The sequence below is a fragment of the Massilia sp. GCM10023247 genome, from assembly GCF_042653325.1.
Taxonomy (GTDB): Bacteria; Pseudomonadota; Gammaproteobacteria; order Burkholderiales; family Burkholderiaceae_D; genus Telluria.
Window position 1 is genome coordinate 620,112 of record NZ_JBHSIB010000011.1, and the last position, 23,202, is coordinate 643,313.

Consider the following 23,202-nt stretch of genomic DNA (forward strand, 5'->3'; position numbering starts at 1 on the left):
TTTTAGCAATGCGCGGCCTTGGCCGCGAAAGGAAGAGGCGATAACATGATTGACAAGACATACGAATCGCTCGCGCAGGCCGTGTCCGGCGTGCACGACGGCGCGACTGTCATGATCGGCGGTTTCGGCAACGCGGGCATGCCCGCCGCCCTGATCGATGCATTGATCGAGCAGGGTGCGCGCGATCTGACGATCGTGAACAACAATGCCGGCAACGGCGACACCGGCCTGGCGGCACTGCTCAAGGCGAAACGGGTGCGCAAGATCATCTGCTCCTTCCCGCGCCAGGCCGACTCGCATCATTTCGACGCGCTCTACCGGGCCGGCGAGATCGAGCTCGAGCTGACCCCGCAGGGCAACCTGGCCGAGCGCATCCGCGCGGCCGGCGCAGGCATCGGCGGCTTCTTCACGCCGACCGGCTACGGCACGCTGCTCGCCGAGGGCAAGGAAACGCGCCTGATCGACGGCCGCCACTACGTGCTCGAGTCGCCGATCCACGCCGACTTCGCGCTGATCAAGGCGCTGCGCGGCGACCGCTGGGGCAACCTGGTGTACCGCAAGACGGCGCGCAACTTCGGCCCGATCATGGCGATGGCAGCCAAGACCACCATCGCGCAGGTAGCCGAGATCGTCGCGCTCGGCGAACTCGACCCCGAACACATCGTCACGCCCGGCATATTCGTGCAGCGCGTGGTCCAGGAGGCAAAATGACCACTCAAGTCAGCAAATTCACCCGCGACCAGATCGCCGCGCGCGTCGCCCGGGACATCTTCGAGGGCGCCTACGTCAACCTCGGCATCGGCCTGCCGACCAAGGTCGCCAATTTCCTGCCGAGCGACCGCGAAGTCTTCCTGCACAGCGAGAACGGCCTGCTCGGCATGGGTCCGGCGCCCGCGCCCGGCGAGGAAGACGACGACCTGATCAACGCCGGCAAGCAGCCGGTGACCCTGCTCACCGGCGGCGCCTACTTCCATCACGCCGATTCGTTCGCCATGATGCGCGGCGGCCACCTCGACATCTGCGTGCTGGGCGCGTTCCAGGTGTCGGAAAAGGGCGACCTGGCCAACTGGCATACCGGCGCGGCGGACGCCATCCCCGCCGTCGGCGGGGCGATGGACCTGGCCATCGGCGCCAAGCAGGTGTTCGTGATGACCGACCACCAGACCAAGCTTGGCGAGAGCAAGATCGTGCGCGAGTGCAGCTATCCGCTGACCGGCATGGCCTGCGTCAACCGCATTTATACTGACCTGGCCGTGCTCGACGTGACCAAGGACGGCCTGCGCGTGCTCGAGATGGCGCCGGGCTTGAGCTTCGACGCGCTGCAGGCCGCCACCGATGCACCCTTGATTGCCCCCTGACCGAGAGGACCAAGAAATGAACGACGCTTATATTGTCGATGCGATCCGCACCCCGATCGGCCGCTACGGCGGCGCCCTGAAGGACGTGCGCGCGGACGACCTCGGCGCGCTGCCGCTGCGCGAACTCATGAAACGCAACCCCGGCGTCGACTGGAGCGCAGTCGACGACGTGATCTACGGCTGCGCCAACCAGGCCGGCGAAGACAACCGCAACGTCGCGCGCATGTCGTCGCTGCTGGCCGGCCTGCCGGTCGAAGTCGGCGGCACCACCGTCAACCGCCTGTGCGGCTCCGGCATGGACGCCGTCGGCATCGCCGCGCGCGCCATCAAGTCGGGCGAAGCGCGCCTGATGATCGCCGGCGGCGTCGAATCGATGACGCGCGCGCCCTTCGTGATGGGCAAGGCCGAAACCGCCTTCTCGCGCCAGTCGGCGATCTACGACACCACCATCGGCTGGCGTTTCCCGAACAAGCAGATGAAGCACCTGCACGGGACCGACTCGATGCCGGAGACGGCCGAGAACGTGGCCGTCGACTACCAGGTGTCGCGCGAAGACCAGGACAAGTTTGCCCTCGCGAGCCAACTGAAGACGGCGCGCGCCCAGCAGGAAGGCCTGTTCGCGGACGAGATCGTGCCGGTGCAGATTCCGCAAAAGAAAGGCGACCACATCGTCTTTGCCCAGGACGAGCACCCGCGCGCGACCAGCATCGAGGCGCTGGCGAAGCTCAAGGGCGTGGTCCATCCCGAAGGCAGCGTCACCGCCGGCAACGCCTCGGGCGTGAACGACGGCGCCTGCGCGCTGCTGCTGGCCAATGCCGAAGCGATCGAACAGTACGGCTTGACGGCGCGCGCGCGCATCGTCGGCATGGCGACGGCGGGCGTGCCGCCGCGCGTGATGGGCATCGGCCCGGCGCCGGCCACCAAGAAGCTGATGAAGCAGCTCGGCATGACGCTCGACCAGATGGACATCATCGAACTGAACGAGGCGTTTGCCTCGCAGGGCCTGGCCGTGCTGCGCGAACTCGGCATCGCCGACGACGACCCGCGCGTGAACCCCTACGGCGGCGGCATCGCCCTCGGCCACCCGCTCGGCATGAGCGGCGCGCGCCTGGTGACGACGGCCATGTACCAGCTGCACCGCACCGGCGGGCGCTACGCGCTGTGCACGATGTGCATCGGCGTGGGGCAGGGCATCGCGATGGTGATCGAACGCGTCTGAGCGCCACGCCCATGACAAGCCCATCGGTGCGAGCCGGTGGGCTTTTTTTGTGGCGCTGTTCAAGAAGCGGTGACGCCAGCGAAAGCTGGCGGCGCCGGCCACGCCGAGATCAACGGCGCTGCGACGCACGCTGCGCGAATCGAGCATGGTTTGTAAGTAATCGAGCCAGCGCTCCTTGTGGCGCAGGCGCGCCAGCGCCGTGCGGCTCAGGGCATTGCTGGTGCGTCCGCAGTCCTTGCAGCGATAGCGCTGCAGGCCATTGGCCCGTCCGTGTCGGTACAGCTGCTGGGAGCGGCAGGCCGGGCAAGCCAATCTGTCGGCGCTGGCCTGCTCGACCAGGTCGGCCACCTTGTCCAGCTTGGCTGCTGGCAGCAGCAAGCCGAGCAATTGTTCGCGCTGGCGCCGCGTCAACGAGGCTATACGGGTGAGCAATTGCTTGAACGGACGTGCTTGCATGGCGCCTCCGGCATCGTGGGTCCAAGTTGGACCTCAGCCGTATCCGAAGATTCCACACTTAACGCGAACAGCGCTTTTTGTCACCCGCATGCGGCGCGCGCTCGCTATTCCGGCAGGAAAGTTAATTTCCCAATCGTAAAACCGCCAGTCGAAATACTTTACAATCTGGCTGACTTATCGCAAACCGGAGTTCGTAACTGATTGATTTATAAGGAATGGGAAGCATTGGCACGGTGTTTGCATCTTGGCTAGTGCACTTCTCAATTGTTCCATTTACCGAAAGGGATCAATCATCATGAAACTGCTGAAGAAACTGGCCTGTGCCACTGCTGTCGCAATGTCCTTCGCTGGCGCCGCAAACGCGGCCCAGATCCTGACCGACTGGCGCTTCAACCCGAACGGGGGCGGATATGAAAACGCGCAAGTCATCGGCGAATACCTGGACGTGAACGGTAACTCGTTCATCCAGCTGAACCCGACCGGCTCGAACAGCTTCAGCTTCGTCGAGCATGCGGTGTTCAACATCACCCAGGCGGACAGCAACGGCAAACTGTTCCCAGTCACCTACCAGGGCGGCAACATCACCGCCACCTTCGAAGGGTTCGGTAATGGCACCTTCGGCACCGGCTCGAGCAACGGCTCGTTCAGTTTCACCGGCGGCACGATCCGCATGTACCAGAACCCGGAGAACGGCGAGTACGGCGGCACCGGCGGCATCTATGGCGCCAACCTGGGGAACGAAATCGCCGTCTTCAACGTGCTCGCCGGTGGCGGCGGTGAAGTCGATGCAAGCGGCAGCCCGATCGCCAACGGCCAGGTGAGCGTGTTCGCCCGCGCCACCAGCATGGATCCGGGCTACTTCTTCCGCGGCAACGGCCAGGACCTGTCGATGGAATCGGTGATGGCTTTCGCCTTCACCAACGCTAACCCGATGGAAAATCCGAACGGCTCTGCCACGCCGAACCTGGTGTCGGAAGTGGCCTGCCAATACGCCGGCTTCACCGGCGCCGGCTGCGACGGCTCGGCTTATGCCAACGCCCCAGGCCAGTACTTCTTCGTCTCGAACAACGGCCAGTTCAAGCTGGCTGAAGTTCCGGAGCCAGGCTCGCTGGCCCTGTTCGGCATCGCCATGCTGGGCGCCGGCCTGGTCAGCCGCAAGCGCGCTCGGAAGTCCTGAGCGTCTCTGACAGCAGTTTCATGTGAATGCCAGTCAGCCTAGCTGACTGGCATTTTTTTGTTATGCTTGCGGATCGAACCCCGGGCGGCACGCGAATCGACCAACACCATGCTCGACTCTTCCATCTACCATCCCTGCCTGGACGAGCATGGGCGCCGCCTGCGCCTGGTCGCGCCCTCCACGGAGTGCAACCTGGCGCTGCTGGCCGACCCGCAGGCGAGCCTCACCTTCGTCCCCGGCAGCCGCTGTGCCGGCATGCTCAACGGCGTGGCGCTGGCCGATTGCCCGCCGGCCGAGATCGAGCAGGCGCTGGCGTGCGCGCAGGCGCAGCCGATCCAGGAGCCGCCGTACCGGCTCGCGCCAGGCAGGCAGGCCGCCGCCGGGGCCGTCGTGGCCGAGCCGGACGGCAGGCTCTGGCTGGTCGCCCCCTCGAATGCCTTCGGCGGCTACCAGGCGACCTTTCCGAAGGGCCGGGTCGCGGACGGCGTCTCCCTGCAGGCGACCGCGATCAAGGAGGTATGGGAGGAATCGGGCCTGCGGGTGCGCCTGACGGGTTTTCTCGGGGACTTCGCGCGTACCCTGACCTGGACCCGCTTCTACCTGGCCGAGCGGGTCGGCGGCCATCCGGCCGGCATGGGCTGGGAATCGCAGGCGGTGCACCTGGCAACGCGGGCCGAAGCGCGCCGCCTGTTGAACCGGGCAACCGACCAGGCCGTGCTCGATGCGCTGGCGGCGCTGGACAGCCCCGTCCGCCCGGCCTAGCCGGCGGCAGCCCCCTCCAAGCAAGCGCGACGGCGAAACGCTCATGCTATACTGGCCTCCCGCCGTTCCCCGACCTTTGTATGAGACGATTATTCGTCGTTTTCCTGATCCTGCTGTTCCCACTGAATGTTCTCGCCTTGTCCCTGTCTGCTTCCTCGATGCAGCAGGGTGGCGCTCCCGTGTCCGCCGCATCGGCCGCGTCCGCCGAAACGGCGGCGAGCGATGCGCCTGCCGTCTCCGCTGCCGGCGGCCCCGCCGATGGCCAGGCCGGCGGCGACATCGATCCCGACGAACCGCCTTCGAGCGGCGACTTGCATGAGCCGGTCGACGAACCCGGCCGCCTGCGCCTTGCCGCGCTGTCGGGCGGCCCGCTCGCACCCTACACGCCGCCGCTGCACGACCATCCCTCGTTTGCCCCGATCAAGCCGCCACCCAGGGGCTGAGCCCGTTACGGCAAAGCCCGGCCGCGCTGCCGGCCGCTTGCCGCCCCTGCGCGCGTCCTGTCGTGCCGCCGCGGCCCTGCGCCTGCGTGTGGCCGACCGAAGATTGAAACAATATAAATGAGGTAATTCGATGGAATTTCTGTTCGACCCGACAATATGGGTTGGTTTATTGACACTGGTGGTGCTCGAGATCGTCCTCGGCATCGACAACCTGATCTTTATTGCGATCCTGGCCGACAAACTGCCGCCGCACCAGCGCGACAAGGCGCGCCTGCTGGGCCTGTCGCTCGCGATGGCGATGCGCCTCGGCCTGCTCACCATCGTTTCCTGGCTCGTCACGCTGACGGCGCCGCTGTTTTCGGTGGCGTCGCACGATTTTTCCGGGCGCGACCTGATCCTGCTCATCGGCGGATTGTTCCTCCTGTTCAAGGCGACCATCGAATTGCACGAGCGCCTCGAAGGACTCGAGAGCAGCCAGTCGGAATCGAAGGTGTACGCCAGCTTCGGCGCCGTGGTGGCCCAGATCGTGGTGCTCGACGCCGTGTTCTCGCTGGACGCCGTGATCACGGCGGTCGGCATGGTCGACGAGCTGTGGGTGATGATGGCGGCCGTGGTGATTTCGATCGGCGTCATGATCCTCGCCTCGAAGCCGCTGACCCGCTTCGTCAATGCGCACCCGACCGTCGTCGTGCTGTGCCTGAGCTTCCTGCTGATGATCGGCCTGTCGCTGGTGGCCGAGGGCCTGGGCTTCCACATTCCGAAGGGCTACCTGTATGCGGCCATCGGTTTCTCGATCCTGATCGAGACCCTGAACCAGTTCGCGCGCCGTAATTTCCTCAAGAACGAGGCGCGCGTGCCGTTCCGCGACCGCACCGCGGAAACCGTGCTGCGCCTGCTGGGCAACCGCAAGCGCGACGAGGCGGCCGACGAGGAGCAGGGCGAGCAGGCGCAAGAGGAGGAAGCCTTTGCCGTCGAGGAGCGCAACATGGTCAGCGGCGTGCTGACCCTGGCCGACCGTTCGATCCGTTCGATCATGACGCCGCGTTCGGAAATGTCCTGGGTCAACCTCGACGAATCCGCCGAACACATCCTGCAGCAGCTGCAGGCCACGCCGCACAGCCTGATGCCGGTCTGCCGCGGCGAGATCGACAACGTGGTCGGCATCGGCCGCACCAAGGACCTGATCGCCGACCTGCTGCTGCACGGGCGGATCGACGAGTCGCCCGAGAGCGGCGCCCTGCGCCAGCCGATCGTGTTCCCCGAGACCGCCGGCGTGCTCAAAGCCATGGACACCCTCAAGCGCGCGCGCGGCCAGCTGGTCCTGGTGGCCGACGAGTTCGGCAGCGTGCGCGGCCTGCTGACCCCGGTCGACATCCTGGAGGCGATCGCCGGCGAATTCCCGGACGAGGACGAGCAGCTGGCGGTCCAGGCGCAGGGCCCTGGCCTGTGGCTGGTCGACGGCACGGCCGACCTGCACCATCTGGAGCAGGTGCTCGACACCGACGGCCTGGTGGGCGAGGACGCCGACTACAGCTCGCTGGCCGGCTTCCTGCTGGCGCGCTTCGAGACCTTGCCCGAGCCGGGACAGGCGCTCGAACTCGACGGCCTGCGCTACGAAATCGTCGAGGTCGAGGACCGCCGCATCGCCAAGGTGCTGATCCGCCGTATCGAGCATGCCGGGAGCGCCGATGCGCATTGAAGCGCCGCGCGCATTCCTGCCATCGCGGCCGCCGCAGTTGCCGCAGTTGCGGCGTGGAGCGGGCCGATGGCCGGCGAACTGACGGCGCCACCCGACGGCCTTTCGCTGTCGGCGATGCTGCAGCGGCTCGCCGACGGCGGCGACAGCGAACGCATCTCGATCGGCGACCTGGTGGCCGCCCTGGGCGACCGCGCGCTCGGGGCCTTGCTGTTCATCTTCGCCTTTCCGAACGCGCTGCCGGCCTTGCCCGGCACCTCGGCCATCCTGGGCGCTCCGCTGGTCTTCCTGGCGGCCCAGCTGGCCCTGAACCTGAAGCCCTGGCTGCCCGGCTTCATCTCCCGGCGCTCGATCGCGCGCAAGGACTTCCAGTCGCTGGTGCTGCGCATCCGGCCCTGGCTGCAGCGCGCCGAACGAATGCTGCGCCCGCGCGCCAGCTTCCTGGCGCTGCCGCCGATGGAGTATGTGGTGGGCCTGGTCTGCTTCCTGCTGGCCATTGTCATCCTGTTGCCGATCCCGCTGGGGAACATGCTGCCTGCGCTGTCGATCAGCCTGCTGGCCTTGGGCGTGCTCGAGCGCGACGGCTACTGGATCGCGGCCGGCCTGGCGTCGGCGGCCGCCTCGGCGGTGCTGGTGTCGGGCGTGGTGCTGGGGCTGGCCAAGGCGGCCTTCTACATGGGCGCGAAATTCTTTTCATAAACCACCCGCGCGCTTGTTTCGGTGCGCGCGAACGACACCGCAGGGCCGCACACGCATGACTACCTCCATCGGATGGCTGGAAGCCGCATTGCTGGGATTGATCCAGGGGCTGACCGAGTTCCTCCCCATTTCCTCGAGCGCGCACCTGCGCATCATCGGTCCCTTGCTGCCCTCGGGCATGGACCCGGGCGCGGCGTTTACCGCGATTACCCAGATCGGCACCGAACTGGCCGTGCTGCTCTACTTCCGGCACGACATCGCGCGCATCGCCGGCGCCTGGCTGCGCGGACCGCTGCGCCCCAGCGACGCGCGGCGCGCCGACGTGCGCCTGGGTTGGCTGGTGATCGTCGGCTCGCTGCCGATCGCGCTGCTCGGCCTGCTGTTCCAGGATGCCATCGAAACCCACCTGCGCAACCTCTACCTGACCGCGGCGATGCTGGTCGTGTTCGGCGTGCTGCTCGGCGCGGCCGAACATGTCGGCAAGCGCGAGCGCAGCATCGCCGAGATGGGCTGGCGCGACGGCATCCTGTTCGGCCTGGCGCAGGCGATGGCGCTGGTGCCGGGCGTGTCGCGCTCGGGCGGCACCATCACCGCCGGCCTGCTGATGGGCTACACGCGGGAAGCGGCCGCGCGCTATTCCTTCCTGCTGGCGATTCCCGCCGTGCTTGCATCCGGCCTGTACCAGCTCCACAAGAGCTGGGGCGTGGCCGGGCCGGTGGCGGCCGGGCCGACGGCGCTGGCGACAGTGGTCGCCTTCGTGGTCGGCTACGGCGTCATCGTCGCCTTCCTGCGGATCGTCAGCAGCCGCGGCTTCTGGCCCTTCGTCTGCTACCGCGTGGTGCTGGGACTGGTGCTGCTGGCGATGCTGGCGGCCGGACACCTGGCGCCCTGACGGCAGGCCCGGCGCGCGCACAGCACCACCAGGGCCAGCAGCACCAGGTGCGCCGCCGGCGACACGAAGGCGGCAGCGGCGCGGTCGAGCACCTCGACGCCGGCCACCCGGTCCGCCAGCTGGCCCGCATAGTTCCAGCCCCAGTGCAGGCCGACGGCCGGCCACAGCGAACGGCTGTAGAACAGGGCGGCCGCGTAGGCCAGCCCGAAGCAGAACAGCATGGCCCACTCGGCAGGGCCGTTCGCCAGGCGGTAGATGTGGTTCAGCACGAACAGCAGGGCGGAGACGACCACGAAGGCCCAGCGCCGCGCCAGCACCGGAGCGGCGCGCATCAGGAAGCCGCGCGTGAGCACGTCCTCGGCGATCGAGGGCAGGAAGGTGTAGGGCAGCATCAGGAGGGCCGCGCCCGCCGCCTGCTGCAGCGTCAGCCCCGGCAGCGCCTCGATCCGGTAGACCCCGGCGCCGGCCCCGAACGCGAGCGCGGCCGCCTTGGCCAGTACGGCCAGGGCAAAAGCCGCCGCCAGCAGGGCCAGCCAGCCCGCGCGCCGGCCGAGGTACCAGGCATCGAGCCCGCGAAAGCCGAGCCAGCGTCCGACCAGCCAGGCAAGCGGCAGGAAGGCGAGCGACAGCGCGGCGTGCACCGGCAGGCTGTGCAGGACGCGCTGGCCGAGGCCCTCGGGCAGCTGGAAGGCTGCGAACAGGACCAGGAAGGCCAGCCACAGGCGTCGCCGCGAGGGCGGGCGGCGCAGGTCGTCGAGTTGATCCGGCATGTTGATCGTGGGCAAAAAAATGATCTTATGCCAACATGGTCGGATTGTCTACACGCCTCCCGTGGGGCGCGGCGCCGCGTCCGCTGGCGCCCGCAGCCGCGCCAGCACGCCGGCGACGATCCGGTCGCAGCGCAGGCCGTCGAAGCTGAACGCCGAGGCCACCGCCCGGTCGAAGTCGCGCGCCAGCGCTTCGCGCAGCGCGCCGCGCGCGCGGAAGTACTGGCTGCGCACCGTCGCCTCCGGAATGCCGAGCGCGGCCGCCGTCTCCTGTACCGACAGGTCCTCGATGGCGCGCAGCACGAATACGGTGCGCAGGCGGTCGGGCAGGGCGTCGATCCGGGCCTCGATCAGGCGCCGGGCTTCGCTGCGCAGGGCGGCATCGAACGGCGCCTCGTACCGTTCTTCCCGCGCCTCGCACGGCTCGTCCGCGCCGTCATCGCCGCAGGCCGACAGCCCCGGCACCAGCTCGACGATGTCGGCACGGCGCCTGGCGCTGCGCAGGCGGCCGCTCGCTTCGTTGACGACGATCCGGGTCAGCCAGGTCGCGAGGCTGGCCTCGCCGCGGAAGGCGGCCGCATGGCGGTAGGCCAGCAGCCAGGATTCCTGCACGATGTCCTCGGCCTCCGCGTCGTCGCGCACGATGCTGCGCGCGGTGCGGTAGAGCACTTGGTTGTAGCGCCGCATCATCGTTTCGAAGGCGCGCTGGTCGCCGGCGGCCACCAGGGCGGCCAGTTCCGGATCGCTCGCCTGGCGCGGGTCCGGCTTGCTGCGTGCTTCCATGGCCTTCTCCTTCCTATTTGACGACCAGCGTGCCCGTCATCGTCCGGTGCAGCGTGCACAGGTAGGGATAGCTGCCCGGCTGCCCGGCCTTGAAGGTCCAGCTGGCGCCGGCGGCGATGGCGGGAGAATCCGGGCCGCCCGGCTTGGCCGCCCCGGGCGTCACGGCCGTCGCCGTATGGGGAAACGGATCCTTGTTGTACCAGACCACGCTGTCGCCGGCCTTGACTTCCAGATTCTGCGGGATAAAGCGCATCCCATCAATCGTGACGGTGTGGACTGTGGCGGCCTTGCCCGCGGCGCGGGCGGCCGGTGCGCCGTGCAGGCTGGCGGCGGGCAGCAGGGCGGCACAGAGCAGCGCCGCGCGCGGCAGCGCCGCCGGGCGCAGGGCCCGGACCAAGCGGTTCACGGCAGCCCCTACTTCAGCGAGGCCTGCAACTGCTTCGCGTGCTCGAGGTGGGCGACGAAGGCGGGCCGGGTCTTGACCAGGGTGTCCTTCAGCTCGGCATTCCGGACGCTCGGGATCAGGGTCTTGTCGAGGGCGTCGATGACGGCCTGGTGGTAGACGACCTCATGGTCGACATAGGCCTGGTCGAACTGCTTGCCCTTGAGCCCCTTGAGTTTGGCGAGGTTGTCGGCGCCGCCCTGTTTCAGGGTCTTGCCCAGGTCGCTGGCCTGGGGCGTCACCTTCAGCTTTTTCACGAGCGCGTTCGCCTGCTGGTTGACCCCGGTGTGGTCGGTCACCATCTGCTTGGCAAACGCCTTGACCTCGGCGTTCGCCGCCTTCTGCTGCGCCAGCTTGCCGGCATCGATGTCCACGTTATTCGCGGTCACCACGATGCCGGCGATCTGGGCGTCGGTCGGGTTCGATTGCGCCAGGGCGGCGCCGCCGGCGAGGGCGAACGTGCCGGCGATGGCGGCGCCGGCGAGCGTGTGCGTGATCTTGTTCATGGCCTGCTCCTGCTTGTTTGGTGGATGGGGTCCTGCATGACATTGGATGTCACGAAGGCCCTCCGCGTTGCAGGAGCCGCTCAAAAACCCTTTACAGGCGCGCGATCTGGCGGTCGATGGCCTTCAGGGCCCGCTCGTTGCGCTCGCTGTAGCGGTCGACCAGGTAGTCGCTGCGCCCGCGCGTGAGCAGGGTAAATTTCACCAGTTCTTCCATGACGTCGACCATGCGGTCGTAATAGCTCGAGGGCCGCATGCGCCCGGCGTCGTCGAATTCCTTGTAGGCCATCGGCACCGAAGACTGGTTCGGGATCGTGAACATGCGCATCCAGCGTCCCAGCAGGCGCAGGGTGTTGACCACGTTGAAGGACTGCGAGCCGCCGCAGACCTGCATCACGGCCAGGGTGCGGCCCTGGCTCGGACGCACCGCGCCTTGTTCCAGGGGAATCCAGTCGATCTGGTTCTTCATCACCCCGGTGATCGCACCATGGCGCTCCGGGCTGCACCAGACCTGGCCTTCCGACCACAAGCACAGTTCGCGCAACTCGACCACCTTTGGATGGGATTCAGGCACGCTGCCCACCATCGGCAGGGTCATCGGGTCGAAGATCCTTACCTCGGCGCCGAGCTGCCCGAGCACGCGCGCCGCTTCGAAGGTGAGCAGGCGCGAGAACGAGCGCTCGCGCAAGGAGCCGTAGAGCATCAGGATGCGCGGCGGGTGCGACAGGTCGCCCTGCTGCGCCAGCTTCGCTTCGCTGGGCACCTCGAAATGCTCGGGGCGGATGTTGGGCAGGTCGGGAATCGGGTTCATTTGAGGGTTTTCCCCTGTTCGTCCACCACGCGCTCGCCGTCTTCCTTGGCAAAGGCGCCGCGCTGGGCGGGCAGGATGGCCAGCACCGCTTCCGAGGGGCGGCACAGGCGCACCCCGAGCGGCGTCACCACGAAGGGACGGTTGATCAGGATCGGATGGGCCAGCATGGCGTCGAGCAGCTGCTCGTCGCCGAGCGCCGGGTCGTCCAGGCCGAGTTCGGCGAAGGGCGTGCCTTTCTCGCGCAGCGCGTCGCGCACCGACAAGCCGGCTTGCGCGATCATGGCGCGCAGCGTGTCGCGGTCGGGCGGCTGTTGCAGGTACTCGACCACGGTCGGTTCGATGCCCGCATTGCGGATCAGGCCCAGGGTGTTGCGCGAAGTGCCGCAGCCGGGGTTGTGATAGATGGTGACGTCCATGTCTTTAACCTTTCTTTTGAACCTTTCTGGATTAAAGCTAGCCTAGGCGCAAGGCCAGCGCGCACAGGGTGAGGAACAGGATCGGCAGCGTCAGCACGATACCGACCCGGAAATAATAGCCCCAGGAGACCTGGATATCCTTTGCCGCCAGCACGTGCAGCCAGAGCAGGGTGGCGAGGCTGCCGATCGGGGTGATCTTCGGACCGAGATCGGCGCCGATGACGTTGGCGTAGACCATCGCCTCGCGCACCACGCCGGAGGTCGCCGTGGCGTCGATGGCAAGCGCCCCGACCAGCACGGTGGGCATGTTGTTCATGATCGAGGACAGGATCGCCGTGACGAAACCGGTGCCGAGCGCGGCGCCCCAGACGCCGTAGCCGGCGCACCATTCCAGCAGTTCGGTGAGATATCGGGTCAGGCCGGCGTTGCGCAGGCCGTACACGACCAGGTACATGCCGAGCGAGAACACGACCACCTGCCAGGGCGCGCCGCGCAGCACCGCGCGGGTCGAGATCCGCTGCCCGCGCGCGGCTACCGCCAGCAGCAGGGCCGCGCCGGCCGCCGCCACCGCGCTGATCGGAACTCCGGCTGCGTCGAGCCAGAAGAAGCCCACAAGCAGCATCGCCAGCACCCACCAGCCGGTGACGAAGGTGGCGCGGTCGTGGATCGCCTCCTCGGGGCGCTTGAGCTGGGCCAGGTCGTAATCGGCCGGGATGTCCTTGCCGAAGAACCAGAGCAGGGCGCCGAGCGTGGCCGCCACCGAGACCAGGTTGACCGGCAGCATGACGGCGGCGTAGCGCCCGAAGCCGATGCCGAAATAGTCGGCCGAGACGATGTTGACCAGGTTCGAGACCACCAGCGGCAGGCTGGCGGTGTCGGCGATGAAGCCGGCTGCCATCACGAAGGCGAGCGTGGCGCGCGGCGTGAAGCGCAAGGCGCCCAGCATGGCGATCACGATCGGGGTCAGGATCAGCGCCGCGCCGTCGTTGGCGAACAGGGCCGCCACCGCCGCGCCGAGCAGCACCAGCAGCACGAACAGGCGCCGGCCGCGGCCGCCGCCCCAGCGCGCCACGTGCAGCGCCGCCCATTCGAAGAAGCCGGCCTTGTCGAGCAGCAGGCTGATGACGATCACGGCAACGAAGGCGCCGGTCGCGTTCCAGACGATGTTCCAGACCACGGGGATGTCGGCCAGGCCGATGCTGCCGGCGAGCAGGGCGGCGAGGGCGCCGGCGGCGGCGCTCCAGCCGATGCCGAGGCCGCGCGGCTGCCAGATGACGAGGATCAGGGTGACGAGGAAGATCAGGGAAGCGACGAGCACGCAGGGCCTTGAAGAGTAACGGTGGATGAGGAAGGCCAAGGAAGGCTTATTGCGGCTTGCAGCCGGCCGCCCCGGCGGCGTCGCAAGGCAGGCCGCCGCAGCAGTTCTCGGTCAGGAAGCCGATCAGCCCGTTCATGGTCTCGATGTTGGCGGCATAGATCACGAAGCGGCCCTCCTGGCGCGAGGCGAGCAGTCCCGCGTGCGACAGCTCCTTCAGGTGGAAGGAAAGCGAGGACGAGGGAATGCCGAGCTGCTCGGCGATGCGGCTGGCGGCCAGGCCGCCGGGGCCGGCCTGCACCAGCAGGCGGAATACGGCCAGCCGGCTTTCCTGGGCCAGGGCGGCGAGTGCGGCGAGCGTGGCTTTGGTGTCCATGGCGGGCTCCGGTGTCGGCAAAAACCGCAGTGTACACTGTCACTCCCACATTTCCAAGATTATCGAAATGTCTTGACGGAGGGAATCCGATGCCTTAAGCTTTGTTCGTTGATTGACGAATAACGAAAGAATGCGATGACGAACTGCTGCGAACCGACACCATCCGCTGGCGTACCGGCGATCGATGCCGACCAGCTGGCCATGATGTGCAAGGCGCTCGGCCACCCGGCGCGCGTCCAGCTGCTGCAGACCCTGTCCGCCCATGGCGCCTGTTATTTCGGCAGCCTGGCCGATGTCCTGCCGCTGGCGCCGTCGACCATTTCGCAGCACGTTAGCGTACTCAAGCAGGCCGGCCTGATCCTCGGTTCGGCCGACGAGCAGCGCGTCTGCTATTGCGTCAACACCGAGCGGCTGGCGCTGCTCAAGCAGATGATCGGCAGCCTGTAAAAATTTTTTAATCCGTTGTTCGTTATTCGACGAATGACGATTAGACTTCACCAACCACCTGGGAGATCCCATGAACAAGATTCTCGACAACACGCTTCCCGTCGCCGTGCTCGGCGCCGGCCCGGTCGGCCTTGCCGCCGCGGCCCACCTGCTGGCACGCGGCATCACCCCGCTGATCCTCGAAGCGGGCAGCAAGGTGGGCGCCAACCTGGAGACCTACCGCCACGTGCGCCTGTTTTCGCCGTGGCAGTACAACGTCGACAAGGCGGCGCGCGCACTGCTCGCGCACGCCGGCTGGCAGGCACCCGACCCGCAGGCCCTGCCGACCGCGGGCGAGCTGGTCGACCACTACCTGGAGCCGCTGGCGGCGCTGCCCGCGATCGCGGCCGGGCTCAGATTCGGGCAGCGCGTGGTCGCGATCACCCGCGCCGGCTTCGACAAGGTCACCACGCGCGGCCGCGAGCACGCGCCTTTCGTGATCCGGACGGCGAGTGGAGAGGGCGAGCGCGACTACCTGGCCAGCGCCGTGATCGACGCCACCGGCACCTGGTCGCAGCCCAATCCCCTGGGCGCGGACGGCCTGCCGGCCGCGGGCGAAGCGGCGCTGCGCGCACGGATCGCCTACGGCATGCCCGACATCCTGGGCACGGCGCGCGAGCGCTATGCCGGCCGGCGCGTGCTGGTGGCCGGCGCCGGGCACTCCGCGGCCGGCTCGCTGCTGGCGCTGGCGACGCTGGCCGAACAGGTGCCGGGCACCCGGCTGGTCTGGGCCATCCGCGGACGCCAGAGCGCCAAACTGTTCGGCGGCGGCGAGGCCGACGGCCTGCAGGCGCGCGGCCTGCTGGGCACGCGCCTGAAAGCGCTGCGCGACGCGGGCCGGCTCGAACTGCACGAGCAGTTCCGGATCCGGGCCCTTGAGGAGCGCGACGGCGCCATCACCGTGCGCGCAGACAGCGGCGCCATCGAGGGCATCGATACCATCATCGCCGCCACCGGCGCCCGTCCCGACCAGGCGATCACGCGCGAACTGCGGGTGCGCCACGACCCCTGGCTGGAAAGTACCGACCTGCTGGCGCCGCTGATCGATCCGAACGAGCACAGCTGCGGCACGGTGCGTCCGCATGGGCATCGGGAGCTGGCCCATCCGGAAGCGGGCTATTATGCGGTGGGGGCCAAAAGCTACGGCCGCGCACCGAACTTCCTGATGGCGACCGGCTACGAGCAGGTGCGCTCGGTGGTGGCGGCGCTGGCCGGCGACCTGGCGGCGGCCGACGCCGTCGAACTCGAACTGCCGCAGACGGGCGTCTGCAGTACGCGCCGGGTCTACGCGGCCGCGCCGGCTGCGGCGCGGACCGGCGCCTGCTGCGCCTGAACCATGAGGAAAGCGAGCACCATGCCTGCACAATGGCGCGCCGTCGGCATCCTGGCCTGTACCCAGGTGATTTCCTGGGGATCGCTGTATTACGCCTTCAGCATCCTCGCGCCGGCCGTGCAGCGCGAACTCGGCTGGAGCACCACATTCGTGTATGGCGCGTTTTCCTGGAGCCTGCTGGTGGCCGGCCTGGTGGCGACCCCGGTCGGGATCCTGCTCGACCGGCACGGCGGCCGGCTGGTGATGGGCGCCGGCTCGCTGGTCTGCGGCCTCGGCCTGTTTGCCCTCGGCGCGAGCCGCAGCCCGGCCGCCTGGATCGCGGCCTGGACGGTGCTCGGGCTGGCCATGGGCCTGAGCCTGTACGAAGCGGCTTTCGCGACGCTGAACCGCCGCTTCGGGGCCGGTGCCAGGCCGGCGATCTCGAACCTGACCCTGTTCGCGGGCTTTGCCAGCACCATCTTCTGGCCCCTGACCCAGGCGCTGGAGGCAGGCGTCGGCTGGCGCGCGACCTGCCTCTGGTACGGGGCGGCCCAGCTGCTGCTGTGCCTGCCGCTGCACCTGTTGCTGGGCGGGGAGCGCGCCACGCCGGCGCCGGTGCAGGCCGCCAAACCCGGCCATACGCTGGGCGAGGCGCTCAGGCATCCGGCTTTCTGGAAACTGGCGCTCGCGTTCTCGGCCAACATCTTCGTCTTCGCGGCGCTGTCGGTGCATCTGATCCCGCTGCTGCGCGAGATGGGGCATGGCGCCCGCGCCGCCGTGGCCGCCGCCATGCTGATCGGCCCGATGCAGGTGGCCGGCCGCCTGCTGGAGCGGACCGCGGGGCGCGCCCTGGCGCCCCAGCTCATCGGGAAATACTGCTTTGCCGCGCTGCCCGCGGCGCTGGCGGCGGTCCTGCTGTTCGGCGGCCAGGCCTGGGCGATCGCCTGCTTTTCCATCCTGTATGGCCTGAGCAATGGCGTGGTCACCATCGTGCGCGGCACGCTGCCGCAGGCGCTGTTCGGCAGCGCCCACTACGGCGCGATTTCCGGCGCCCTGGCCGGACCTTCGCTGCTGGCCAAGGCCAGCGGACCGCTGGTCGCGGCCTGGGTACTGGAGGGCGGCGGCACGCCGGCCGTGTTGCTGGCGACCCTGTTCGGCGTCGCCCTGGTGTCGGTCGCCATGTACGTGGCGGCGGTGGCGGGCAGCCTGCGCGCTACCTGACAAAACGTGCAGGGCTGCGTTGCAGCGTCTCGCCGTACGGTCGTACTGTGCTTTCGCGCGCTTAACAAAACTGTTGCTTGTCCTGACAGCAAAACCGTACACTGAGCCATTCCGAAGGTCCGATAACGGCCAGGAGCGGAACTACTGGGGAGACGTCTCGGAGAGTTGGGTCGTTAAAAGCGAGCCATTTGAGGACCGTCGCATGTTGTTTTAATAATAATTAATTTTATTGGAGAGATTTACATGAGTTACGACTTAATGGTGTTTTCGCTGGACAACGTTCCGACTGGAAGAAGTGAATTTTTAGAGTGGTTTGATGCGCAAACCGAAGGGGGCGAAGACCATTCATACAATGACCCGGGCGTTACAGCACAGCCGCTGAGGGATCTCTTCAATGATTTGATTTCGACGTTTCCGCCCATGAACGGACCGTACGCAGTAGGCGATTTGCCTGAGGATACCGCAAGCTTAGCCGACTACAATATTGGCAAGAATTTCATTTACATCGCATTCTCGTGGGATAAAGCTGATGAAGCTTATGCAAAGCTGCATGATTTGTCGGCAAAACACAAGGTCGGCTTTTTCGATGTCAGTTCCGACACTGGCGCGGTATGGATGCCTGGCTCCGACGGTGAACTCAAACTTGCTCACGAAGAACAGTTATAGTTTGTTTTAAGTGTTGAGCGTCCGATATGGGGCGGTTGCCGTCGTTCAGCAGAGAGCGTTTTCGGCCAAGAGCGGACATCAATTAAGCGCGATCAGTAGCGACTAAACATAGAGGAAATGAAGGCGAAGGCCGTGTGCAGTTGAACCCAAAAATCCATCGAAAAATTGGCTGACAAAACCAGATTACAGCCTATGGTTGAGTTTCTCTCTGGCTTCGTCGATTTCCCCGGCTACGTATCCGCTTTGAGCGTCGAGCCGACATTCACCAGGCCTTCCATTCGCTAGCCTGCGCGCTCATCTGTTGGGGTAGGTCGAGCGGTGTTGTCAGCCGCTCTCAGTCGGTTTTGACCGCGGCCGGCTCCGCGCCGGCGTCCACGCTGCGCTCTTCGCGCAGCCAGGAAAACAGCACCGCCATGATGAAGGGGCCGACGAACAGGCCGATCACGCCCAGCGTCGAGACCCCGCCCAGCAGGCCGAACAGCACCGCCAGGAAGGGCAGGTTGACCCGGTGGCCGATCAGCTTCGGGCGCACGAACTTGTCGACCAGGAACAGCTCGACCGTACCCCAGGTGAACAGGCCCAGGGCCGCCGCCGAGTGGCCCTGGCCCAGCAGGAGCAGCGAGACCATCGTGAACGAGAGCGGCGCGCCGCCGGGGATCAGGGCCAGGTAGCCGGTGATCACGCCCAGCAAGACCGGCGCGGGCGCGCCCGCGATGGCGTAGGCGATCCCGAGCACCACGCCTTCGAGGATCGCGATCGAGCACAGGCCGAGCGCGGTGCCGCGCACCGACAGCGGCAGCACATGGCGCAGCGTGCCGTACTGGGCGGGCGCGAGGCGCATGCCGGTGCGGTCGACGTAGCGCACCACGGCCGGGCCGTGCAGGTAGAGCACGAACAGGGTCAGCAGGGTCAGGAACAGGTAGAGCGCATTGGCCAGGATGGTCGAGCCCCAGATGCGCGCGGCGCCGGTCAGGTGCGGCATGAAGTCGCCGACCGTGGTCTGGATCAGGTGATTCAGGCCGCCCGGGACGGCGAGGTGCTGCTGCCACCACTCCCGTGCCGACTCGCCGATCACCGGCAGGCCGCCAACCCAGTCGGGCAGCGGGACGCCGGTTGCGTTGAGCTGGCCGAGCAGGCGGTGCACGCCCGCCAGTTCGTCGGTCAGGGTGTCGACCAGCAGCAGGGCCGGGCCGACAAAACTGATGACCAGCACCGTCAGCAGCACGGTCGCCGAGGCGGCGCGCGGCCAGCCGCGTGCCAGCAGCTGCACATGCAGCGGCCAGGTGATGACCGCCAGCAGCCCGGCCCAGGCCAGCGAGCCGAGGAAGTGGCGCAGCAGGAAGGCCAGCACGAGGGCGAACAGCGCCGGCATGACCAGGTTCGCATACCGCGTGCCGCTCATTGCGCTTGCCATCCCTTGGAAACGTTGGCCGCGGCCCCGGGCAGGCGGCGGCAGCGGGCGACGGGTCCTCCCGCTGCGGACGGCAGGGTGGAAGGCTTGCGGGGCAGGTCGAAATAAGGCACAGGCGTTATCTGGTTCACGAGTCGGATCTGGTGCGGCGCGCCACGCGCGCGGGTCGGTATCCGGACAGTATAGATCAGCCAACTACAGGGAAACACGAAATTTACGAAGACCTGGTTCGAAAAAGCCGAAGGATAGTCCGCCCCGGGCGGATCAGCGCCCGCCCGGACCGGCACTGCGGTCGGCCCGCCCCTATTTGACCAGCGTCACCGGGACCTCGACCTGCTTGACCACCTGCATGGCGACCGAGCCGATCACGAGGTTGGCGAGGGCGCCGCGGCCCCTTGTCCCCATGACGATCGCATCGCAGCCGGCCGCGCGCGCATAGTCGGCAATCTCGGACGCCGGGCTGCCGAAACGGCAGTGCAGCATGTACCTGGCGCCGGCCTGTTCCAGGGCGGCGATCGCCGGCTCGAGGGCCTGGGCGGCCTGCGGCGGAAAGCGGTCGTCGAGCTGGCGCGCGGAGAAAGAATCGGCCAGCGTGACCGGGGTCATCGGCTCGACCACGTGCAGCAGGTGGATCTCGGCGGCCGCCGCCTCGCTCGCCGCATGGCGTACCGCGCGCAGGGCGCTGTCCGAACCGTCGCAAGGCACAAGCAGTTTTTTCATGTTCCTTCCTCCGCTTTATTGGATTGGTTGCCGGTGCCGGGCGGCCGGCCGGGGCTGTGCCCCTCGAACCGGATCCCGGTGCGCCCGACTATGCGCCTGGCCGCCGGCCCGGTCAACCCGGCGCCGCCCTGGCCGGGACCGATACCAGCACGTCGCCTTGCGAACCGGCCAGCACATGCTTGGTGACGCTGCCCAGCAGCAGCTTTTCGAACAAGCCCTGGCCATGCTTGCCCATCACGATGAGGTCGCAGTCCGATTCCTGTTCCTGCTCGATGATGGACACGATGGGATTGCCGTGCAGCACGATCAGCTCGGCCTGGCCAGGCGCCAGGCCCGCCCGTTCGCGCATGGCGCCCAGCCGTGCCAGGGCGTCCTGGCTGGCCGCCTGGCGGTAGCGCTCGACGGTCGCCTGGTCGACGCCGGCATAGCGCATATAGCCCTCGAACGGAACGTCGAAGGCATGCAGCAGGACCAGCTCGGCGCCGGGAGCGAAGCGGCGCGCGTCCTCGATGGCGGCGAGCGAGAGCGGCGACAGGTCGACCGCCACCAGCACGCGGCGGTAGTGCTCGTGCGGCAGTTGCTTGACCACCAGCACCGGGCAGCTGGCCGCGTCGAGCAGGCGCGCCGCGGTGCTGCCCAGCACGAAGTAACGCACGGCGCTTTCGCCGCGGGCGCCGCAGACCAGCAGCCCGGCGTCCAGCGCGGCGGCCTGCCTGGCCAGTTCGGACGGCAAGGCGCCGGCCGCGACCCCGGTGCCGGCCTCGGCCCGGTGTCGCTGGCGCAAGGCCGCCGCCTGTTCCCCGAGCCGGCGCTGCGCGGCCTGCAGCAGGCCCGCCTCGATGTCGGGCGGGGCGCCGTCGATGAGCTGGCGCAGGCGCTCCAGGGGCGCCAGGTCGACCACGTGCAGCAGTTCGAGCGGCGCCGCCGTCGCCTGGGCAACCAGGGCCGCGCGCTCGGCCGCGTGGCGTGCCGCGGCCGAGAAGTCGGTGGCGGCGAGAATCGGTGCAGGGCCGCTCATGGCTGCCCCTGGCCACGCTCGGCGCGCTCGGCGCGTCCACCGCGCCCGCCCTCCAGCGCGGCGCTGATCAGCTCGATCGGCAGCGGGAACACGATCGTGCTCGACTTGTCGCCGGCAATCGCGCCCAGGGTCTGCATGTAGCGTAGCTGCATGGCGCCGGTCTGCTGGGCCAGCACCTGGGCCGCCTGCTGCAGCTTCTCGGAGGCCTGCAGTTCGCCCTCGGCGTGGATCACCTTGGCGCGCCGCTCGCGCTCGGCCTCGGCCTGGCGGGCGATCGCGCGCACCATCGATTCGTCGAGGTCGACGTGCTTGATCTCGACGTTGGCAACCTTGATGCCCCAGGCGTCGGTCTGGGCGTCGAGCACCTGCTGGATGTCGAGGTTGAGGCGTTCGCGCTCGGCCAGCATCTCGTCGAGCTCGTGCTTGCCGAGCACGGCGCGCAGCGTGGTCTGGGCCAGCTGGCTGGTCGCTTCCATGAAGTTGGCGACCTGGATGATCGCCCGCTCGGGGTCGACCACGCGGAAATACAGGACGGCGTTGACCTTGACCGAGACGTTGTCGCGCGAGATCACGTCCTGCTTCGGCACGTCGAGCACGATGGTGCGCAGGTCGACCCGCACCAGCTGCTGCAGCACCGGAATCACGATCACCAGCCCCGGCCCCTTGACGCCCCAGAAGCGGCCCAGCTGGAATACCACGCCGCGCTCGTATTCGCGCAGCACGCGGATCGCCGCGACCAGCAGGGGAATGAGGAGGATGAAGAGGGCGCCGAAGCCGAAGCCGATGTCGGGGATCATGTTGTCGCTCCTGGTAGTTTGCCGTGCGTGTCGTATGGGTTGTCGTGTGGAACCACATGCAGCAGCAGGCCCTGGCGGCTGACCACGCGCACGGCCTGCGCCGGGCGCAGCGAAACGGGCGCGCTGACCTGCCATAATTCGCCTTCCAGCCGGACCCAGGCTGCGCCGCGAGCGTCGACGTCCTCGACCCGGACCACGGCCCCGATCAGGGCGGCCGCCCCGCTCGTCACCGGAAGCTTGCGCGTTTTCACGGCCAGCCGCACCGTGCCGACCAGGAGCAGGGCGCTCGCCACGCCGAGCCCGGCCACCAGCCCGGGCGGGATGCCGTAGCCCGGCAGGTCGGTATCGACCAGCATCAGGGCGCCGGCGACGAAGGCGACGATCCCGCCCAGGCCGAGCACGCCGAAGCTGGGCAGGAAGGCTTCGCCGATCATGAACATCAGGCCGAGCGCGACCAGGGCCAGGCCTGCGTAGTTCACCGGCAGCAGCTGCAAGGCGTACAGGCCCATCAGCAGGCAGATGGCGCCAATGACCCCGGGCGCGACGAAGCCGGGGCTCATGAATTCGAACAGGAGGCCGTAGAAGCCGATGGTCATCAGGAGCAGGGCAACGCCGGGATGGGTGATCGCGCCCAGCATGTTGGTGCGCCAGTCGGGCGCGAAGGGGATCGCGGCCGCGCCGCGCGTGGCGAGCTGCCGTTCCTGCCCCAGCACGCCGAGCTTGCGGCCGTCGAGCCGGGCCAGCAGGTCGGGCACGTCGGCGGCGACCACGTCGATGACGTGCTGCTGCAAGGCTTCGCCGGCGCTCAGGCTGACGGCCTCGCGCACCGCGCGCTCGGCCCAGTCGGCATTGCGCCCGCGCAGCTGCGCCAGGCTGCGCAGGTAGGCGGCGGCGTCGTTGACCTGCTTGCGCGCCATCGCCGAACCGTCCTTCGGGCCGGGCGCCTCGCCGGGCTTGCCTTCCGGGCGCGGCTCGGGCTGCTGTCCGCCGATGCCGATCTCGACCGGCGTGGCCGCGCCCAGGTTGGTGCCGGGGGCCATCGCCGCGATATGGCTGGCGTACAGGATATAGGTGCCGGCGCTGGCCGCGCGGGCGCCGCCCGGCGCCACGTAGGTGACCACCGGCAGCGGCGCGTGCAGGATCGCCTTGATCACGCTGCGCATCGAGGTGTCGAGCCCCCCTGGCGTGTCGAGCTGGAGGATGACCAGCTGATGGCCCTGCTGGGCCGAGCGGGCGATGCCGCGCACGATGTAGTCGGCGCTGGCCGGCCCGATCGCGCCGTCGACCGTCAGCAGGCCGACGGCGGCCGCAGCCTGGGCCGGGCGCGCCGGGGAGGCGGCCAGCAGCCCGAGCAGCAGGCAGAGCAGCAGGGCAGCTGCCAGTGCCGGCGGCAGCCCGGCGCGCGCATGGCGCGAAGATCCTCTATGCGCAAACACGATCCCCTCCAGGCAAGGCA

General features: G+C 68.1%; 26 protein-coding genes and 2 pseudogenes. 14 read left to right on the top strand and 14 right to left on the bottom strand.

The genetic code is table 11. The features are described 5' to 3' along the window. The first annotated feature begins 45 nt into the window (after positions 1–45). From ACFPAH_RS13135 to pcaF, 3 genes are read left to right on the top strand one after another with little or no spacing between them, the layout of a single operon-like run. Positions 46–711 (top strand): 3-oxoacid CoA-transferase subunit A, encoded by a 666-nt coding sequence (locus ACFPAH_RS13135; protein WP_379745866.1) that lies wholly within the window; start codon positions 46–48, stop codon positions 709–711. After that, positions 708–1,358 (top strand): CoA transferase subunit B, encoded by a 651-nt coding sequence (locus tag ACFPAH_RS13140; protein WP_379745869.1) that lies wholly within the window; start codon positions 708–710, stop codon positions 1,356–1,358. Before ACFPAH_RS13135 ends, ACFPAH_RS13140 begins: the two co-directional genes overlap by 4 nt. Before the next feature lie 16 nt (positions 1,359–1,374). Further along, complete coding sequence (gene pcaF, locus ACFPAH_RS13145) at positions 1,375–2,577, top strand: 3-oxoadipyl-CoA thiolase (RefSeq protein ID WP_379745872.1); 1,203 nt, start codon at positions 1,375–1,377, stop codon at positions 2,575–2,577. A gap of 231 nt (positions 2,578–2,808) precedes the next feature. Here pcaF and ACFPAH_RS13150 read toward each other — a convergent pair. Then, positions 2,809–3,033 (bottom strand): annotated as a pseudogene (locus tag ACFPAH_RS13150) (transposase-like zinc-binding domain-containing protein); the annotation flags it as partial. A 295-nt stretch (positions 3,034–3,328) separates the two neighbouring features. On the opposite strand from ACFPAH_RS13150, the gene pepA reads away from it, so the two are divergent. The 6 genes from pepA to ACFPAH_RS13180 all read left to right on the top strand — a co-directional run bounded on the left by pepA (position 3,329) and on the right by ACFPAH_RS13180 (position 8,702). Beyond that, positions 3,329–4,210, top strand: a complete 882-nt coding sequence (pepA, locus tag ACFPAH_RS13155; protein ID WP_379745875.1) for a flocculation-associated PEP-CTERM protein PepA — start codon at positions 3,329–3,331, stop codon at positions 4,208–4,210. 108 nt (positions 4,211–4,318) lie between these two features. After that, positions 4,319–4,972: an NUDIX domain-containing protein gene (locus ACFPAH_RS13160; RefSeq protein WP_379745878.1), complete on the top strand. Its 654-nt coding sequence runs from the start codon at positions 4,319–4,321 to the stop codon at positions 4,970–4,972. 80 nt (positions 4,973–5,052) lie between these two features. Next, the gene (locus ACFPAH_RS13165) at positions 5,053–5,415 is read left to right on the top strand and encodes a hypothetical protein (RefSeq protein ID WP_379745881.1); all 363 of its coding nucleotides are present in this window, start codon (positions 5,053–5,055) and stop codon (positions 5,413–5,415) included. 130 nt (positions 5,416–5,545) lie between these two features. Further along, positions 5,546–7,114 (top strand): TerC family protein, encoded by a 1,569-nt coding sequence (locus ACFPAH_RS13170; RefSeq protein WP_379745883.1) that lies wholly within the window; start codon positions 5,546–5,548, stop codon positions 7,112–7,114. 66 nt (positions 7,115–7,180) lie between these two features. After that, complete coding sequence (locus ACFPAH_RS13175; RefSeq protein ID WP_379745886.1) at positions 7,181–7,810, top strand: exopolysaccharide biosynthesis protein; 630 nt, start codon at positions 7,181–7,183, stop codon at positions 7,808–7,810. Positions 7,811–7,865: 55 nt separating this feature from the next. Continuing rightward, positions 7,866–8,702, top strand: coding sequence for an undecaprenyl-diphosphate phosphatase (locus tag ACFPAH_RS13180; RefSeq protein WP_379745889.1), 837 nt, complete (start codon positions 7,866–7,868; stop codon positions 8,700–8,702). Here ACFPAH_RS13180 and ACFPAH_RS13185 read toward each other — a convergent pair. The 8 genes from ACFPAH_RS13185 to ACFPAH_RS13220 all read right to left on the bottom strand — a co-directional run bounded on the left by ACFPAH_RS13185 (position 8,639) and on the right by ACFPAH_RS13220 (position 14,115). After that, entirely contained in the window at positions 8,639–9,472 is an 834-nt protein-coding gene (locus ACFPAH_RS13185; protein ID WP_379745892.1) for a CPBP family intramembrane glutamic endopeptidase, read from the bottom strand. The two genes, ACFPAH_RS13180 and ACFPAH_RS13185, sit on opposite strands and share 64 nt — an antisense overlap. Positions 9,473–9,520: 48 nt before the next feature. Next, entirely contained in the window at positions 9,521–10,252 is a 732-nt protein-coding gene (locus tag ACFPAH_RS13190) for an RNA polymerase sigma factor (protein ID WP_379745895.1), read from the bottom strand. A 13-nt stretch (positions 10,253–10,265) separates the two neighbouring features. Beyond that, on the bottom strand, positions 10,266–10,658 hold the full coding sequence (locus tag ACFPAH_RS13195) for a cupredoxin domain-containing protein (protein ID WP_379745898.1): 393 nt from the start codon (positions 10,656–10,658) through the stop codon (positions 10,266–10,268). Positions 10,659–10,666: 8 nt separating this feature from the next. Beyond that, on the bottom strand, positions 10,667–11,200 hold the full coding sequence (locus tag ACFPAH_RS13200) for a DUF4142 domain-containing protein (RefSeq protein ID WP_379745901.1): 534 nt from the start codon (positions 11,198–11,200) through the stop codon (positions 10,667–10,669). Positions 11,201–11,291: 91 nt separating this feature from the next. Next, positions 11,292–12,008, bottom strand: a complete 717-nt coding sequence (arsH, locus tag ACFPAH_RS13205) for an arsenical resistance protein ArsH (protein ID WP_379745904.1) — start codon at positions 12,006–12,008, stop codon at positions 11,292–11,294. Next, complete coding sequence (arsC, locus tag ACFPAH_RS13210) at positions 12,005–12,424, bottom strand: arsenate reductase (glutaredoxin) (RefSeq protein WP_379745907.1); 420 nt, start codon at positions 12,422–12,424, stop codon at positions 12,005–12,007. Before arsC ends, arsH begins: the two co-directional genes overlap by 4 nt. Positions 12,425–12,461: 37 nt before the next feature. Then, on the bottom strand, positions 12,462–13,742 hold the full coding sequence (locus tag ACFPAH_RS13215) for an arsenic transporter (RefSeq protein ID WP_379745910.1): 1,281 nt from the start codon (positions 13,740–13,742) through the stop codon (positions 12,462–12,464). Positions 13,743–13,788: 46 nt separating this feature from the next. Then, positions 13,789–14,115 carry an ArsR/SmtB family transcription factor gene (locus tag ACFPAH_RS13220; protein WP_379745913.1) on the bottom strand — a complete coding sequence of 109 codons (327 nt, stop codon included), beginning with the start codon at positions 14,113–14,115 and terminating at the stop codon, positions 13,789–13,791. A 135-nt stretch (positions 14,116–14,250) separates the two neighbouring features. Between ACFPAH_RS13220 and ACFPAH_RS13225 the strand changes: the two genes are divergently transcribed. The 5 genes and pseudogenes from ACFPAH_RS13225 to ACFPAH_RS13245 all read left to right on the top strand — a co-directional run. Next, complete coding sequence (locus tag ACFPAH_RS13225; RefSeq protein WP_379745916.1) at positions 14,251–14,562, top strand: ArsR/SmtB family transcription factor; 312 nt, start codon at positions 14,251–14,253, stop codon at positions 14,560–14,562. A gap of 70 nt (positions 14,563–14,632) precedes the next feature. Next, the gene (locus ACFPAH_RS13230; protein ID WP_379745919.1) at positions 14,633–15,934 is read left to right on the top strand and encodes an NAD(P)-binding protein; all 1,302 of its coding nucleotides are present in this window, start codon (positions 14,633–14,635) and stop codon (positions 15,932–15,934) included. A gap of 21 nt (positions 15,935–15,955) precedes the next feature. Beyond that, positions 15,956–17,134, top strand: coding sequence for an MFS transporter (locus ACFPAH_RS13235; protein ID WP_379745922.1), 1,179 nt, complete (start codon positions 15,956–15,958; stop codon positions 17,132–17,134). A 243-nt stretch (positions 17,135–17,377) separates the two neighbouring features. Beyond that, positions 17,378–17,800 carry a hypothetical protein gene (locus ACFPAH_RS13240; RefSeq protein ID WP_379745925.1) on the top strand — a complete coding sequence of 141 codons (423 nt, stop codon included), beginning with the start codon at positions 17,378–17,380 and terminating at the stop codon, positions 17,798–17,800. A 209-nt stretch (positions 17,801–18,009) separates the two neighbouring features. Then, positions 18,010–18,105: pseudogene (locus ACFPAH_RS13245) on the top strand (IS5/IS1182 family transposase); the annotation flags it as partial. 29 nt (positions 18,106–18,134) lie between these two features. Here ACFPAH_RS13245 and ACFPAH_RS13250 read toward each other — a convergent pair. From ACFPAH_RS13250 to ACFPAH_RS13270, 5 genes are all read right to left on the bottom strand, one after another. After that, a complete protein-coding gene (locus tag ACFPAH_RS13250; RefSeq protein ID WP_379745928.1) occupies positions 18,135–19,202 on the bottom strand; it encodes an AI-2E family transporter in 1,068 nt (355 codons plus the stop codon). A gap of 312 nt (positions 19,203–19,514) precedes the next feature. Then, positions 19,515–19,931, bottom strand: coding sequence for a universal stress protein (locus tag ACFPAH_RS13255; RefSeq protein ID WP_379745931.1), 417 nt, complete (start codon positions 19,929–19,931; stop codon positions 19,515–19,517). Between the two features lie 112 nt (positions 19,932–20,043). Further along, positions 20,044–20,949 carry a universal stress protein gene (locus tag ACFPAH_RS13260; RefSeq protein ID WP_379745934.1) on the bottom strand — a complete coding sequence of 302 codons (906 nt, stop codon included), beginning with the start codon at positions 20,947–20,949 and terminating at the stop codon, positions 20,044–20,046. After that, positions 20,946–21,746 carry a slipin family protein gene (locus tag ACFPAH_RS13265; RefSeq protein WP_379745937.1) on the bottom strand — a complete coding sequence of 267 codons (801 nt, stop codon included), beginning with the start codon at positions 21,744–21,746 and terminating at the stop codon, positions 20,946–20,948. The genes ACFPAH_RS13260 and ACFPAH_RS13265 overlap by 4 nt, the downstream gene beginning before the upstream one ends. Then, complete coding sequence (locus tag ACFPAH_RS13270) at positions 21,743–23,182, bottom strand: NfeD family protein (protein WP_379745939.1); 1,440 nt, start codon at positions 23,180–23,182, stop codon at positions 21,743–21,745. The genes ACFPAH_RS13265 and ACFPAH_RS13270 overlap by 4 nt, the downstream gene beginning before the upstream one ends. Positions 23,183–23,202: the final 20 nt, after the last annotated feature.